Source organism: Agromyces sp. NPDC055658 (assembly GCF_053618155.1).
In genome coordinates this window covers 48,423-61,344 of the sequence record NZ_JBSHHD010000022.1, presented here as the reverse complement: position 1 = coordinate 61,344, position 12,922 = coordinate 48,423, and the positions used below count along the sequence as shown (strand labels likewise).

Sequence of the window (12,922 nt, the reverse complement as noted above, 5' to 3'; positions counted from 1 at the left end):
GCGTACCCGCTCAGAACGTCGCCTGATGCGAGTCGTCGTACGTGATGCGGTCGGCGAGCATGCCGCGCAGCGGCAGCGTCAGGCGGGTGAGGCCGGCGAGCCGCTCGGGCGTCGGCGCGGTGAGCGTGTCGATGAGCCGCTCGGTTCCGTCGGCGAGGATGCCGCGGATCGACGGGGTGTAGACGACGACGTTCCCCTCGATCGTGAGGGTCGTCGCGGTGTTGCGGAGGCCGCCGTCGCCGGCCGGCACGTCGAGCTGGAACCCGTCGATCACGATGCGGTCGGCGCTGATCCGGATCGCCCGCTCGGTCGACCCGTCGGCGAGCTTCACCGAGACGATCGCGAGCCCCGAGAGCCCCTCGATCGCGAGGCCGTCGGCCGAGAGGGTCGCCGGGTCGCCGGTGAACACGGGCGCATCCTCGTCGAGGGGTGCGAGCACCGGGGTCTTCGGAGTCGGGGATGCCCCGGGCTCGCCGCCGGGCACGACCGGGCCGGGCGTTGCCGGCGGATCGGTGGGCACGGGCGTGGGCGTCGGCTCGGGCGTCGGGGTCGGCTCGGGGGCGGGCGTCGGCTCGGGCGTGGGCGTCGGCTCGGGCGTCGGGTCGTCGCACTCGCCGAGTCCGAAGAACTGCTCGAGCGGCGTCGGCTCCGGGCAGCCGTCGGTCGCCGAGGCGCGCAGGCCGGGCGTCGCCGAGGCGCCCTGCGCGGTACCCGTGACGAGCAGCAGCGCGAGCGCGGCGATCGCGCCCGCGCGCAGGCGGCGCGCGCGGCTCATTCGGCGTCCTCCGAGGCGTCGGCGGGCGAATCGGCGGAGCCGCCGGCGTCCGCGTCGGGGGCCGCGTCCGTCGCGGCCGGGTCGTCCACGCCGTCGACGCGTTCACGCCGCGGAGCCCATGAGACGACCATGATGCCGCCGACGCAGCCGAGGAGGAACCCCACGAAGAAGCCGCCGAGGTTCACCGCGACGAGCGAGTACACCGAGGCGGCGAGCACGATCACGCCGTAGAAGATGCGGTGGGCGGGCATCGCGACGGCGAGCACGCCGGCGAGGACGACGACGATCGGCAGGATCGTCGCCTGCATGCCCTCGATGCCGACGTGGATCGTGAGGTTGCCGAGGTCGAGCTGGCTCGACAGGAACAGCGCGGCTCCCGCGAGCACCGTGATGATGCCGCCGATGAGCGGGCGGGATCGGTACCACGCGCCGAATCCGCCCGGGCGGGCTGCATCGTCGCGATCCGATCGGTCGTCGTCGTCGCGCGTCGTCGCTCCGAGGGCGGCGAGCACGTCGGTGCCGGCGGTCTCCTCGAGGTCGGTCTGCTGGTCGTGGGTCGCGGGCATCGGTGACTCCTTCGTCGTGTGCTGGCGCGTCGTGGTGCTGGCTGTGAGGGTCGCGGGGCGGGTGTCGTCGGGTCGCACCCGCCCCGCGGGTCATCCGGCGTCGCGGCCGGCGCGGCTCAGAAGCATTCCTTGCCGTTGGTCAGCTGCAGGTGCAGCCCGTTGAGCGTGAACACCCCCGCCTGCGTGCTCCAGGCGGTCTGCTTGAGCCCGGCGATCTTGATCGTGTCGGCGTCCTGGGCGAAGCCGCCGGCCTCGCCCTTCGCCGGGGTCTTGACCGTCGAGGCATCCACGCCGATGCGGATGTTGCCGAACGTGGCGTCTCCCTGCAGGTCGGTGAGCCCGATCTGCAGGTCGCTCGCGGTGGCGGGCTTGCCGCCGCCGCCCGCCGAGATCAGCATGCCGAGCTTGCCGAGCGGCGTGTCGGTGACGACCGACTGGCAGAGGTCGGAGAGCGAGGCCTCGCCGATGTTCGAGATCGCGACGGGGTGCGGTGTGCCGTTCTTCTCGGCGGCCACACCGGCGTACTGCGAGAACGCGCTGCCGTCGAGCGAGGACGCCGCGATCTTGAACTGGCTGCCCGAGACGGCGAACGAGACCGGCACGGCGCCGTTCGCGACACCGGCCATGACGAGACTGGCTGCGACGCCGACCGGCACCGCGGCGATCGCGACCCGGCCGAGGCGCGAGCCAGTGAGTGAGCGGAACTTCATGGATCCTCCTTGATGCACTGAAGCGGGCGGCGGTTTCGCCGCCACGCCGACTGTACGGAGGCTATTGACTTGTCGTCAACAGTTGTTCACTCGAAGTCAATAACGATCGGGTCACCGACGTCCCGCCCGGTGCGCACCGGCGCCGTTAGGCTCGGAGCATGGCCGCCCGAGTCGACGAGATCCCCGCATCGCGGCGGGCACGGCTCTCGCCCGACGAACGTCGCGCCCAACTCATCGCACTCGGCGTCGCCGCCCTCGCCGAGCACCCGCTCGGCGAGCTCAACATCGAGCGCCTCGCCGCCGATGCGGGCGTCTCGCGGGCGCTCCTGTTCCACTACTTCGGCTCCCGCCACGGCTTCCAGCGCGAGCTCGTGAAGACGGCGCGCGACAGCATGCTGCTCGCCACCGAACCCGACCAGTCGCTCGCCCCCCTCCCCCGGCTCACCGACACCCTGCGCCGCACCGTCGGGTTCGTGCGCGCGCACGGCGGCACGTTCTTCTCGCTCGTGCGCGGCCCCGCGAGCGGCGACCCGCAGATCCGCGAGGTCGTCGAGCAGGCGCGCGTGCTGCAGACCGAGCGCGTCGTCGTGCTCTTCCGCGAGCTCGGCGTCGAGCCGTCGTCGAAGCTCCGCATCGGACTGCGCGGCTGGCTCGCGTTCACCGAACAGGCGCTCGTCGACGCGGCGCTCGCCGACGAGCTCGGCGACGACGAGATCGTCGAGCTGCTCGAGCATGCGCTGCGCGGCATCGCCTCGGAGATCGCGCCCGAGGCGTCGCGCGTGCTGTTCGAAGCCTGACCGCGCACCACCCGCCCTTCTCGTCTTCCGGGAGGCGGAGGGCGCCGGGACGACGAAGGCCCGCCGGCGACCTTCCGGTCGCGGGCGGGCCCTCGTGAGCGCGGCGTACGCGCGGCGCGATTACTCGGCGGCAGCCTCTTCGGCGGGCGCCTCGGCCTCGGCCTCCGCCTCGGCGGCGGGAGCGGCCTCTTCACCGAGGTCGACCTTCTGCGGCGTGTGCACGTTGACGACGAGCGCCTCGGCGTCGGTCAGGAGCGTCGCGCCCTTGGGCAGCTCGACGTCCTTCGCGTGGATCTGCGTACCCTCCTCGAGGCCCTCGACCGAGACGACGACGTTCTCGGGGATGTGGGTCGCCTCGACCTCGAGCGAGAGGGTGTGGTGGTCGAGGTCCGCGACGGTGCCCGCGGCCGACTCGCCCTCGAGGTGCACGGGCACCTCGACCTGGACCTTCTCGCCCTTCTTCACGACGATGAGGTCGAGGTGCTCGATGATCTGGTGCACCGGGTCCTTCTGCACGTCCTTGACGAGCACGAGCTGGCTCTTGCCGCCGACCTGCAGGTCGAGCACGGCGTTCGCCTTGCGGATGAGCAGGCCCACCTGGTGCGCGGGCACGGTGACGTGCTGCGGGTCGGTGCCGTGGCCGTAGATGACCGCGGGGATCTTGCCGGCGGCACGGATCTTGCGGGCCGCACCCTTGCCGAAGCTCTCGCGAGCCTCGGCGATGACCTTGTTGTCGTCGTCCATGATGTTCTCCTTGCGGGGCCGGGCGCTTCGCCCTGACGGCCCAGATCGTGTGTCTGTTGTTTTCGACTCGAACGCGCGCAGCGTGCTGCGCAGAGCGTGAGGAAAAGCCGTGGAGCCTGCCCCTACCGCGTCGATCACGGATGCCTCGCCCGCCGTTCGCACGGCGACGCGGCGTCCCTCGCCGAAGTCCAATCGGCAAGTCTACCAGCCCGGACGACGGCCACGAGGCATCCACCTCACCGCAACACCGTGCAACCGTGAGGCCGGCTCACAGTACGCTGGAAGCCGACCCCACACCTTCTCGAGGAGAAACTCCGTGCCTGTCACCCCTTCAGCAAACATCGGCGTCGTCGGACTCGCGGTCATGGGGTCGAACCTCGCCCGCAACCTCGCGAGCCGCGAGGGCAACACGGTCGCCGTGTTCAACCGCTCGCCCGAGCGCACCCGCACGCTCGTCGCCGAGCACCCCGAGGCCGAGTTCGTCGCGAGCGAGTCGTACGACGACTTCGTCGCGTCGCTCGTCAAGCCGCGCACCGCGATCATCATGGTCCAGGCGGGCAAGGGCACCGACGCGGTCATCTCCGAGCTGGCCGCGCGCTTCGAGCCGGGCGACATCATCGTCGACGGCGGCAACGCGAACTTCCACGACACGATCCGCCGCGAGGCGGAGATCTCCCCCACCGGCATCCACTTCGTCGGCACCGGCATCTCGGGCGGCGAGGAGGGCGCGCTCAACGGACCCTCGATCATGCCCGGCGGCACGGCCCAGTCGTACGAGACGCTCGGACCGATCCTCGCGTCGATCGCCGCCCGCGCCCCTGAAGACGGCGCACCCTGCGTCACGCACGTCGGCACCGACGGGGCCGGCCACTTCGTGAAGATGGTGCACAACGGCATCGAGTACGCCGACATGCAGCTCATCGCCGAGGCCTACGACCTCATCCGCCAGGCCACCGGCAAGACGCCCGCGGAGATCGCCGACATCTTCGCCGAGTGGAACACCGGCGAGCTCGAGAGCTACCTCATCGAGATCACGGCCGAGGTGCTGCGTCAGGTCGACGCCGAGACGGGCGAGCCGCTCGTCGACGTCATCCTCGACTCGGCCGGCGCGAAGGGCACCGGCGCATGGACGGTGCAGAACGCGCTCGACCTCGGCGTGCCCGTCTCCGGCATCGCCGAAGCCGTGTTCGCGCGCAGTCTCTCGTCGCAGCGCGGCCAGCGCGCGGCGGCGACCGACCTGCCCGGCCCGTCGGGCGCGTTCACGGTCGCCGACCCCGACGCGTTCATCGAGGACGTGCGCCAGGCGCTCTACGCCTCGAAGATCATCGCCTACTCGCAGGGCTTCGACGAGATCATCGCCGGTGCCGCGCAGTTCGGCTGGGACGTCAAGAATGGCGACATCGCCCGCATCTGGCGCGCCGGCTGCATCATCCGCGCCCGCTTCCTCAACCGCATCGCCGACGCCTACGCCGAGAACCCCGAGCTCGTCGCGCTCGTCGTCGCCCCGTACTTCCGCGACGCCGTCACGGGCGCGCAGGAGGCCTGGCGGCGCGTCGTCGTCGCGGCCGCGCAGTCGGGCATCCCGGCGCCCGCGTTCAGCTCGTCGCTCGCGTACTACGACGGCCTGCGCGCCGAGCGCCTGCCCGCCGCGCTCGTGCAGGGCCAGCGCGACTTCTTCGGCGCGCACACCTACCAGCGCGTCGACAAGCCCGGCGTCTTCCACACGCTGTGGTCGGGCGACCGCACCGAGATCGAGACCACGCCCTCGTCGCACTGACGACACGAGGCATCCACGGATGCCTCGGACCCGAGATGCCCGCTCCCGCACGGAAGCGGGCATCTCGCGTCTCATGCGTCCGCCGCTCCTCGGCCCGGCGCAGTCGCGGTTAGGCTCGACGCATGGCCGAACCGAAGTGGCGCAGCGAGGGCCACGACCCCGACTACCGCTTCACGCTCGCGAACGAGCGCACGTTCCTCGCCTGGATCCGCACCGCGCTCGCCCTCATCGCCGGCGGCGTGCTGCTGCACGAGTTCGCGGCGAACGTCGGCCCCGGCCCCGTCATCACGCTGCTCGCCGTCCTGCTCGGCCTCGCGGCGGCGGCCCTCGCGCTGCTCTCGTACTTCCGATGGCGCAGCAACGAGATCGCGATGCGCCACGGCGGCCGCCTCGGCTACAGCTGGGCGCTTCCCGTGCTCGCGGGCGTCTGCCTCATCGCGGCGGTCGTCCTCACCGTCTTCCTGGCCCTGCCATGAGCGACCAGGCCGCCCGCGATCCCGGGCTGCAACCGGAGCGGACCTCGCTGTCGTGGAGCCGCACGGCGCTCATCGTCGCCGTGAACGCCCTGCTCGCCCTCCGAACCGGCTTCGTCGAAGGCGAGGACTGGCTCGTGGTCGCGGGTGTCGTGCTCGTCGGCGCAGCGGCCGCCGTCGCCGCGGTCGGCACGGTCCGGCGGCGGCAGCTCGATGCCGGGCGGTTCGCGCCGCCCGCGTCGCTCATCGTCGCGATCGCGGCCGTGACGGTCGTGGCCGCAGCCGCCGGCATCGGTTCGATCCTCGGCAGGAGCCTGCCATGACCGACGACCACCCCGAGCTCGACGACCGGCCGCACGACGACGGGCCGGTCTACGGCGGGCGCCGGCGCCGGGCGCTGCGCATCACCGTGCTCATCGCGCTCGGCGCCCTCGTGCTGCCCCTCGTGCTCTCGCTCGTCGGCCAGGCGCAGTCGGCCGCGGCCCGCGCCTGCGCCGTCTACGTCGAGCGGTTCGACATCGAGGCCGAGGGCTCGCAGGTGTCGTTCGAGCTGTTCGGCGCGGGCGGGCCCGGTTGGCAGTGCTCCGCCGTCGCGCCCGGCGGCGTCGCGACGCCGCTCGCGAATCTCGGGCTGCTGCCGTCGGCACCGACGCCGGTGCAGCCCGACGAGCGCGGGACGTGATCGGGCGCCCCGGTCGTCAGAGCGCGTTCGTCGCGGGATCGGGATCCGGCGAGGGATCGCCCGGGTTGCGGAGGAACACGATCACCCAGCTGAACACGAGCACCGCGACCACGAGCTCGACGGCGGTGAGGTTGTAGTAGCCGTTGATGAAGAACACCGCCATGACCACGATCACGGCGACGTCCACGTAGCCGAGGATCACGAACGGGCGAGGCGCCGACGGCAGCCACCGATGCAGCGCGAGCACGAGCACGGTGAACACGATCGCCATGCCGGTCGCGGCGAGATTGTGCGCCTGGAGGTACTCGTCGACCGGGAAGACGCCGACGCACGCGAGCAGGATGCCGAGCAGGGCGAGCAGTGCGGTGACCTTGCGACGCCCCTTCACCTCCTTCGGCGTCACGGCCGTGATCGACGCGACGGCGTAGTGCGCGATCGTGGTGACGAGCACGCCCGCGATGATGAGCGTCAGGTTGAACGCGAGCGCCGAGATGTCGTCGGTCATGCCGAGCGAGCTCAGGTTCATCTTCCACCAGTACGGGTCTGAGGCGCTCAGCATGCTCGCGAGCGCCCCGAGCACGAGGAAGACGGCGAGCACGAGCGACAGCAGCAACGGGTTCATGTGCACCGACGAGAGGAACACCGCATAGGCGGTGAGCGCGACGGCGACGCCCGTGAGCGCCGCAGCCGGCACTGCGAACACGACGGCGTCGACGAAGCTCAGGCTGAGCACGGAGGCCAGGCCGGTCCAGCCGAGCAGCACGACGACGGCGTGCGCGATGGCCAGGGCCGCGACGTCGAACCAGCGCAGGCGCCCGCGCAGCTCGGTCGGGTCGTCGCCGCTCGTCGCGGAGCCCGTCGAGCGGGAGGCGCGGGTCGCGACGACGGCTCGCCCGAAGACGAAGACGGCCGCCGCCACGACGGCCGCGGTGATCGCGATCGCCTGACCGAGCGACCCCGGCCCGGAGATCGGCAGCTCACTGTCGCGGTAGAGCAGCCACGAGACGGGTGCGACGACGACGAACACCGCGCCGGCGATCAGGAGTGCCACGGATTCGAGCGACTGGGTGTTCGCGGCCGGGTGGCGCAGCAACCTGGTGATCGACGTGGACATCGCACTCCCTCACCTCGGCGCCCGGGAGCTCGATCGAGCGATCCGTCCCGGTCGTTCGCGGCGGCCCGCCGTGGGCCTCAGCCGCAACCTAGCACCCCCGCGAACGCGTGCCCGAGAGCCCCGATCGAGCGTCGCGAAACGGGCTGGCGTGCGGAGCGTCGTCGAAGTATCTTGATATCAAGATACTTCGGAGGTCGGCATGCTGCATCACGTCCAACTCGCCTGTCCGCCCGACAGCGAGAGGGCGCTCCGCGACTTCTACACCGGCGTGCTCGGCTTCGCCGAGCTCGAGAAACCGGCCGCCCTCGCCGCGCGCGGCGGGTGCTGGTTCCGAGGGCACGGCATCGAGCTGCACCTCGGCGTCGAACCCGAATTCAGGCCCGCGACCAAGGCGCACCCGGGCCTGCTCGTGACCCGCCTCGACGAGTGGGCGGTCCGACTGCAGGGCGCCGGCTACCCCGTGCGGTTCGACGACGACTTCCCGGGGATGCGCCGCTTCTACAGCGAGGACTGCCACGGCAACCGGCTCGAGTTCCTCGAGCCGGTCGGCTGAGCGCCGTCGTCGCCCTCCGCCTCACTCCGCGAGGTCGTCGGGGAAGACCCGCTTGTACTTGCGGCCGTCGGACAACTCGACGGTGCGCGCCTCGAGCTGTCCGCGGTTCACCCGCTGGTAGATCGCCTGCGCCGTGACCCCGAGCTTCGCCGCCGCCTCGGCGACCGAGAGCCCGGGCAGGTCGGTCGGCACGCTCGACGGTCGCTCGCGCTTACGGCGCCGGCTCGCCTCCTGGCGTTCGGCGATCGCAGCGTCGTCGCCGGCCCAGCGGTACTTGGCGGCCGAGGGACTCAGCCCCGCGGCGTCGGCGATCTCCTCCCACCCCGTGCCGGCGGCGACGGCCTCACGCACGGCAGCCAGCACGGCCGGCTCGGCTTCGAGGGCGGACACGAGCGTGCGGATGCCTCGGAGCCGCTCGAGCGGCGAGGCATCCCCCTCGTCGTCGCCGTCGCCCGTGGTGAGCGCATCGAGGGTCGCGAGCTCGGCGAGCGCCCTCGCGGTCTCGGCGGAGAGGAACGACACGGCGCCCTGCTCAGCCGTTGATGAGGCCGTTGCGCACCTCGCGGCGCAGCACCTTGCCGATGAGCGAGCGCGGCAGGTCGTCGGCCTGCACGATGCGCTTGGGCACCTTGTAGGGCGTCAGCCCGTCGCGCGCGAAGTCGCGGAGCGCGCGCTCGTCGAACACGGCGCCGTCGCGCAGGACGACGACCGCGACGACCTGCTCGCCCGAATGCTCGTCGGGCAGGCCGACGACGGCGGCGTCCTCGACGTCGTCGTGCGCGCGCAGGGCCTCCTCGACCTCGCTCGGCGACACGTTGAAGCCGCCAGTGATGATCAGCTCCTTGATGCGGTCGACGATGCGCACGAAGCCCTCGTCGTCGATCGCGACGATGTCGCCCGTGCGGAACCAGGGCGCACCGCCGGCGGGGTCGTCGACGAACACGGCCTCGGTCTCGTCGGGCTTCAGCCAGTAGCCCGAGAACACCTGCGGGCCGCGCACGACGAGCTCGCCCTCCGCGCCGGGCGCGACATCGGTCATGGGGTCGTCGGGGTCGACGACGCGGCACTCGGTCGACGGCAGCGGCAGGCCGACCGTTCCGGCCCTGCGGTTCTGCGCGACCGGGTTCGCCATGAGCACCGGCGAGCACTCGGAGAGTCCGTAGCCCTCCACCAGGAAGCCGCCGGTCGCCGCCTCCCAGGGCTCGACGACCTCGGCCGAGAGCGGCATGGCGCCGGAGATCGCGATCTGGATGCCGTCGAGCGACACCCCGGCGGCCGCGGCCGCCTTGGTGAGCCGGTCGTAGATGGGCGGCACCGCGGGCAGGAACGTGGCGGGCCGCTTCTTGACGACCTTGAGCACGAGCTCGGGGTCGAACTTGGGGAACAGCACGAGGCGCGCGCCCATGCTCATCGCGAACGTGAGGCACAGCGTCAGTCCGTAGGCGTGGAACATCGGCAGCACCGCGTAGACGACCGCACTGCCGCGCGGCACGTCGGGCACCCAGGCGCGCGCCTGCGCCGCATTGACCTCGAGGTTGGCGTGCGTGAGGGTCGCGCCCTTCGGGCTGCCGGTCGTGCCGCTCGTGTACTGGATGAGGGCGACGTCGTCGACGCCCGGCGCGATGATGTGCGGGTCGATCGGCGCCGAGGAGGCGAGGTCCTCCCAGCGGATCGCGCCGCGCACCTTCGTCGTGAGCGCCGCACGAGACTCGCGGGCCTTCGCGATCGGCAGGCGAAGCATCGCCCGCATCGCGAACGGCATCGCCCGGGTCACGTCGACCGAGATCAGGTGCGGCACCGCGACGTCGTCGGGGAAGGCCTGGATCGTCTCGACGACGTTGCTCCAGGCGATCGCGACGCGGGCGCCGTGGTCCTCGAACTGATGGCGCAGCTCGCGCGGCGTGTAGAGCGGGTTGTGCTCGACGACGATCGCGCCGAGCCGCAGTACCGCGTAGAACGCGACGATGTGCTGCGGGCAGTTCGGCAGCACGAGGGCGACCGGGTCGCCCTTCTGCACGCCGAGCAGGCGGAGCCCCTCGGCGACGCGCTCGACCTCATCGCCGAGTTCGCGGTACGTCATCGTGCGCTCGAAGAACTCGAGCGCGACGTGGTCGGGGTACTGCTCGACCGACGCGCGGATCAGGTCGTAGAGCGAGCCCTCGGGCGTCTCGACCTCATCGGGCACGCCGTCGGCATAGCTCGCGACCCACGGCCGGCCGGGAAGGGCCGAGCGCACGATCAGGCCTCGCCGTTGAACATGCTCGTGACCGAGCCGTCTTCGAACACCTCGCGGATCGCGCGGCCGAGCAGCGGTGCGATCGGCAGGATCGTGAGGCCGGCCCAGCGTCGCTCGGGCGGGAGCGGAATCGTGTCGGTCACGACGACCTGGTCGATCGCCGGGTCCTGCAGGCGCTCGGTCGCGGGGTCGCTGAAGATCGGGTGCGTCGCCGCGACGATGACCTTCTCGGCGCCGTTCTCCTTCAGGGCCTGCGCGGCCTTCACGATCGTGCCGCCGGTGTCGATCATGTCGTCGACGAGCAGGCACACGCGGCCCTCGACGTTGCCGACGATCTCGTGGACGGTGACCTGGTTGGCGACCTTCGGGTCGCGGCGCTTGTGGATGATCGCGAGCGGAGCGCCGAGCTCGTCGGCCCACGTGTCGGCGACGCGGACGCGACCCATGTCGGGCGAGACCACCGTGAGCTTGGTGCGGTCGTCGGCCGACAGGCTCTCTTGGAAGTGGCGCAGCAGCACCGGCTTCGCGAAGAGGTGGTCGACGGGGCCGTCGAAGAAGCCCTGGATCTGCGCGGCGTGCAGGTCGACGCTCATGATGCGGTCGGCCCCCGCCGTCTTCAGCAGGTCGGCGACGAGGCGCGCCGAGATCGGCTCGCGGCCGCGACCCTTCTTGTCCTGCCGGGAGTACGGGAAGTACGGGGCGACGACGGTGATGCGCTTCGCCGAGGCGCGCTTCAGCGCGTCGAGCATGATGAGCAGCTCCATGAGCCACTCGTTGACGGGCGGGCCGAACGACTGCACCACGAAGACGTCGCACCCGCGGACCGACACCTCGAAGCGGGTGTAGATCTCACCGCTCGCGAACGTGCGGTGCTCGGTCGGGGCGAGTTCGGTGCCGAGCGTCGCGGCGACCTGTGCGGCGAGCGCGGGATCGCTGCGACCCGACACGACGACGAGACGCTTCTTGGTCTTCGCCTGCAGCCCCGGTGCGATGTTGTTCTCTCGGTCGAGGTCAACGACCTTCTTCTTGCGCCCCATGGTTCGCCTTCTGCTCACTCGCCTCGTTCGACGGACCGCGCCTCGGCGGCGACACGAGCCGCCTCCGTACCGGGCCGATGTTCTTCGACCCACCCCTCGATGTTGCGCTGAGGGGCGACGCTGAGGGCCAGTGCCCCCGCGGGAACGTCCTTGCGGACGATCGCGCCTGCGCCGGTCTTCGCTCCGGGACCAAGCCTAACGGGCGCGACGAGCACGGTGTGCGAACTCGTGTGCACCTCGTCGGCGATCTCGGTGCGGTGCTTGTTGACGTCGTCGTAGTTCGCGGTGATCGTGCCGGCGCCGAGGTTCACGCCGCGGCCGATGGTCGCGTCGCCGACGTACGAGAGGTGCGGCACCTTGCTGCCCTCGCCGATCGTCGTGTTCTTCGACTCGACGAACGCCCCGATCTTGCCGTCGGCGCCGAGCACCGTGCCGGGGCGCAGGTACGACCACGGGCCGACGGTCGCGCCGGCGCCGATCACGGCGAGCGTGGCGTCGGTGCGCTTCACGTGGGCGCCGGCACCGACCTCGCAGTCGACGAGGGTCGAGTCGGGACCCACGATCGCGCCGGTCTCGATGAGGGTCGCCCCCTTGAGCTGGGTGCCGGGGCGGATCGTCACGTCGGGTTCGATCTTCACGGCCAGGTCGATCCACGTCGTCGCGGGGTCGTCGATCGTGACGCCGGCGAGCTGCCAGCCGCGAACGATGAGCGCGTTGAGCCGTGCCGCGGTCTCCGACAGCTGTGCGCGGTCGTTGACGCCCGCGACGAGCCACGGCTCGGACACGGGCACGGCCTCGACTTCCGAGCCCGCCGCGCGGAGCAGCCCGATGACGTCGGTCAGGTACTTCTCGCCCTGCGCGTTGTCGGTCGTGAGGTTCGCGAGCTGGTCGCGCAGCGCCGAGGCGCCGAAGGCGTAGATGCCGGCGTTGATCTCGGCGATCGCCCGCTCGGCCTCGCTGGCGTCCTTCTGCTCCACGATGCGGTCGAAGGCACCCGAGTCGCCGCGCACGATGCGACCGTAGCCCGTGGGGTCGTCGTAGACGGCCGAGAGCACGGACGCGGCGGAGGCCGTGCCGCGGTGCTGCTCGAGGAACCCGGCGAGGGTGTCGGCGTCGAGCAGCGGCACGTCGCCGTTCAGGACGAGCACGTCGCCGTCGAAGTCGTCGGGCAGGGCGGCGACGGCGAGCTCCACGGCGCGGCCGGTACCGTCGACCTCGTCCTGGTCGACGATGACGATGCCCGGGAACTCGGCCTCGACGGCGGCGGCGACGCGGTCGCGCTCGTGCCGCACGACGGCGAGCACGTGCGCCGCGTCGAGCGCCTTCGCCGTGGCGAGCACGTGGCCGACGAGCGGCGTGCCCGCGATCGGGTGCAGCATCTTCGGCAGGGACGACTTCATGCGGGTGCCCTGGCCGGCGGCGAGGACGATGATCGCGAGGTTCTGGTCGGTCATTCGG

Annotated in this window: 15 protein-coding genes; 6 read left to right on the top strand and 9 right to left on the bottom strand. The window is 71.6% G+C overall.

The window, feature by feature from the left end; all coding sequences use genetic code 11:
• Positions 1-10: 10 nt before the first annotated feature.
• The 3 genes from ACWGPE_RS11920 to ACWGPE_RS11910 form a co-directional block, all read right to left on the bottom strand.
• On the bottom strand, positions 11-775 hold the full coding sequence (locus ACWGPE_RS11920) for a hypothetical protein (protein WP_452048770.1): 765 nt from the start codon (positions 773-775) through the stop codon (positions 11-13).
• A complete protein-coding gene (locus ACWGPE_RS11915) occupies positions 772-1,341 on the bottom strand; it encodes a DUF6114 domain-containing protein (protein ID WP_452048769.1) in 570 nt (189 codons plus the stop codon). The genes ACWGPE_RS11920 and ACWGPE_RS11915 overlap by 4 nt, the downstream gene beginning before the upstream one ends.
• Before the next feature lie 116 nt (positions 1,342-1,457).
• On the bottom strand, positions 1,458-2,051 hold the full coding sequence (locus ACWGPE_RS11910) for a DUF6230 family protein (protein WP_231430357.1): 594 nt from the start codon (positions 2,049-2,051) through the stop codon (positions 1,458-1,460).
• 158 nt (positions 2,052-2,209) lie between these two features.
• Here ACWGPE_RS11910 and ACWGPE_RS11905 point away from each other — a divergent pair, with 158 nt between their 5' ends.
• Positions 2,210-2,848, top strand: coding sequence for a TetR/AcrR family transcriptional regulator (locus ACWGPE_RS11905; RefSeq protein WP_231430356.1), 639 nt, complete (start codon positions 2,210-2,212; stop codon positions 2,846-2,848).
• Between the two features lie 120 nt (positions 2,849-2,968).
• Here the strand turns inward: ACWGPE_RS11905 and ACWGPE_RS11900 are convergent, their stop codons facing one another.
• Positions 2,969-3,592 (bottom strand): 50S ribosomal protein L25/general stress protein Ctc, encoded by a 624-nt coding sequence (locus ACWGPE_RS11900; protein WP_231430355.1) that lies wholly within the window; start codon positions 3,590-3,592, stop codon positions 2,969-2,971.
• Positions 3,593-3,956: 364 nt separating this feature from the next.
• Here ACWGPE_RS11900 and gndA point away from each other — a divergent pair, with 364 nt between their 5' ends.
• The 4 genes from gndA to ACWGPE_RS11880 all read left to right on the top strand — a co-directional run bounded on the left by gndA (position 3,957) and on the right by ACWGPE_RS11880 (position 6,524).
• Positions 3,957-5,369: an NADP-dependent phosphogluconate dehydrogenase gene (gene gndA, locus ACWGPE_RS11895; RefSeq protein WP_452048775.1), complete on the top strand. Its 1,413-nt coding sequence runs from the start codon at positions 3,957-3,959 to the stop codon at positions 5,367-5,369.
• 122 nt (positions 5,370-5,491) lie between these two features.
• A complete protein-coding gene (locus ACWGPE_RS11890; RefSeq protein ID WP_231430354.1) occupies positions 5,492-5,845 on the top strand; it encodes a YidH family protein in 354 nt (117 codons plus the stop codon).
• Positions 5,842-6,165: a DUF202 domain-containing protein gene (locus tag ACWGPE_RS11885; protein WP_231430353.1), complete on the top strand. Its 324-nt coding sequence runs from the start codon at positions 5,842-5,844 to the stop codon at positions 6,163-6,165. The genes ACWGPE_RS11890 and ACWGPE_RS11885 overlap by 4 nt, the downstream gene beginning before the upstream one ends.
• The gene (locus ACWGPE_RS11880) at positions 6,162-6,524 is read left to right on the top strand and encodes a hypothetical protein (RefSeq protein ID WP_452048768.1); all 363 of its coding nucleotides are present in this window, start codon (positions 6,162-6,164) and stop codon (positions 6,522-6,524) included. Before ACWGPE_RS11885 ends, ACWGPE_RS11880 begins: the two co-directional genes overlap by 4 nt.
• Before the next feature lie 16 nt (positions 6,525-6,540).
• Here the strand turns inward: ACWGPE_RS11880 and ACWGPE_RS11875 are convergent, their stop codons facing one another.
• Positions 6,541-7,638 (bottom strand): DUF998 domain-containing protein, encoded by a 1,098-nt coding sequence (locus ACWGPE_RS11875; protein WP_275505625.1) that lies wholly within the window; start codon positions 7,636-7,638, stop codon positions 6,541-6,543.
• A gap of 199 nt (positions 7,639-7,837) precedes the next feature.
• Between ACWGPE_RS11875 and ACWGPE_RS11870 the strand changes: the two genes are divergently transcribed.
• Positions 7,838-8,191 carry a VOC family protein gene (locus ACWGPE_RS11870; protein WP_275505624.1) on the top strand — a complete coding sequence of 118 codons (354 nt, stop codon included), beginning with the start codon at positions 7,838-7,840 and terminating at the stop codon, positions 8,189-8,191.
• Positions 8,192-8,212: 21 nt separating this feature from the next.
• On the opposite strand, the gene ACWGPE_RS11865 is transcribed toward ACWGPE_RS11870, so the two are convergent.
• From ACWGPE_RS11865 to glmU, 4 genes are read right to left on the bottom strand one after another with little or no spacing between them, the layout of a single operon-like run.
• Positions 8,213-8,713 (bottom strand): helix-turn-helix domain-containing protein, encoded by a 501-nt coding sequence (locus tag ACWGPE_RS11865; RefSeq protein WP_231430349.1) that lies wholly within the window; start codon positions 8,711-8,713, stop codon positions 8,213-8,215.
• 10 nt (positions 8,714-8,723) lie between these two features.
• Positions 8,724-10,427 (bottom strand): long-chain-fatty-acid--CoA ligase, encoded by a 1,704-nt coding sequence (locus ACWGPE_RS11860; protein WP_452048767.1) that lies wholly within the window; start codon positions 10,425-10,427, stop codon positions 8,724-8,726.
• Positions 10,428-10,429: 2 nt separating this feature from the next.
• On the bottom strand, positions 10,430-11,464 hold the full coding sequence (locus ACWGPE_RS11855) for a ribose-phosphate diphosphokinase (protein WP_231430347.1): 1,035 nt from the start codon (positions 11,462-11,464) through the stop codon (positions 10,430-10,432).
• A 14-nt stretch (positions 11,465-11,478) separates the two neighbouring features.
• Positions 11,479-12,918: a bifunctional UDP-N-acetylglucosamine diphosphorylase/glucosamine-1-phosphate N-acetyltransferase GlmU gene (gene glmU / locus ACWGPE_RS11850; protein ID WP_231430346.1), complete on the bottom strand. Its 1,440-nt coding sequence runs from the start codon at positions 12,916-12,918 to the stop codon at positions 11,479-11,481.
• Positions 12,919-12,922 lie beyond the last annotated feature (4 nt).

Bases quoted from the DNA above. Each gene is read 5' to 3' on its own strand.
- ACWGPE_RS11920 (WP_452048770.1), bottom strand. From the start codon at position 775: ATGAGCCGCGCGCGCCGCCTGCGCGCGGGCGCGATCGCCGCGCTCGCG.
- ACWGPE_RS11915 (WP_452048769.1), bottom strand. From the start codon at position 1,341: ATGCCCGCGACCCACGACCAGCAGACCGACCTCGAGGAGACCGCCGGC.
- ACWGPE_RS11910 (WP_231430357.1), bottom strand. From the start codon at position 2,051: ATGAAGTTCCGCTCACTCACTGGCTCGCGCCTCGGCCGGGTCGCGATC.
- ACWGPE_RS11905 (WP_231430356.1), top strand. From the start codon at position 2,210: ATGGCCGCCCGAGTCGACGAGATCCCCGCATCGCGGCGGGCACGGCTC.
- ACWGPE_RS11900 (WP_231430355.1), bottom strand. From the start codon at position 3,592: ATGGACGACGACAACAAGGTCATCGCCGAGGCTCGCGAGAGCTTCGGC.
- gndA (WP_452048775.1), top strand. From the start codon at position 3,957: ATGGGGTCGAACCTCGCCCGCAACCTCGCGAGCCGCGAGGGCAACACG.
- ACWGPE_RS11890 (WP_231430354.1), top strand. From the start codon at position 5,492: ATGGCCGAACCGAAGTGGCGCAGCGAGGGCCACGACCCCGACTACCGC.
- ACWGPE_RS11885 (WP_231430353.1), top strand. From the start codon at position 5,842: ATGAGCGACCAGGCCGCCCGCGATCCCGGGCTGCAACCGGAGCGGACC.
- ACWGPE_RS11880 (WP_452048768.1), top strand. From the start codon at position 6,162: ATGACCGACGACCACCCCGAGCTCGACGACCGGCCGCACGACGACGGG.
- ACWGPE_RS11875 (WP_275505625.1), bottom strand. From the start codon at position 7,638: ATGTCCACGTCGATCACCAGGTTGCTGCGCCACCCGGCCGCGAACACC.
- ACWGPE_RS11870 (WP_275505624.1), top strand. From the start codon at position 7,838: ATGCTGCATCACGTCCAACTCGCCTGTCCGCCCGACAGCGAGAGGGCG.
- ACWGPE_RS11855 (WP_231430347.1), bottom strand. From the start codon at position 11,464: ATGGGGCGCAAGAAGAAGGTCGTTGACCTCGACCGAGAGAACAACATC.
- glmU (WP_231430346.1), bottom strand. From the start codon at position 12,918: ATGACCGACCAGAACCTCGCGATCATCGTCCTCGCCGCCGGCCAGGGC.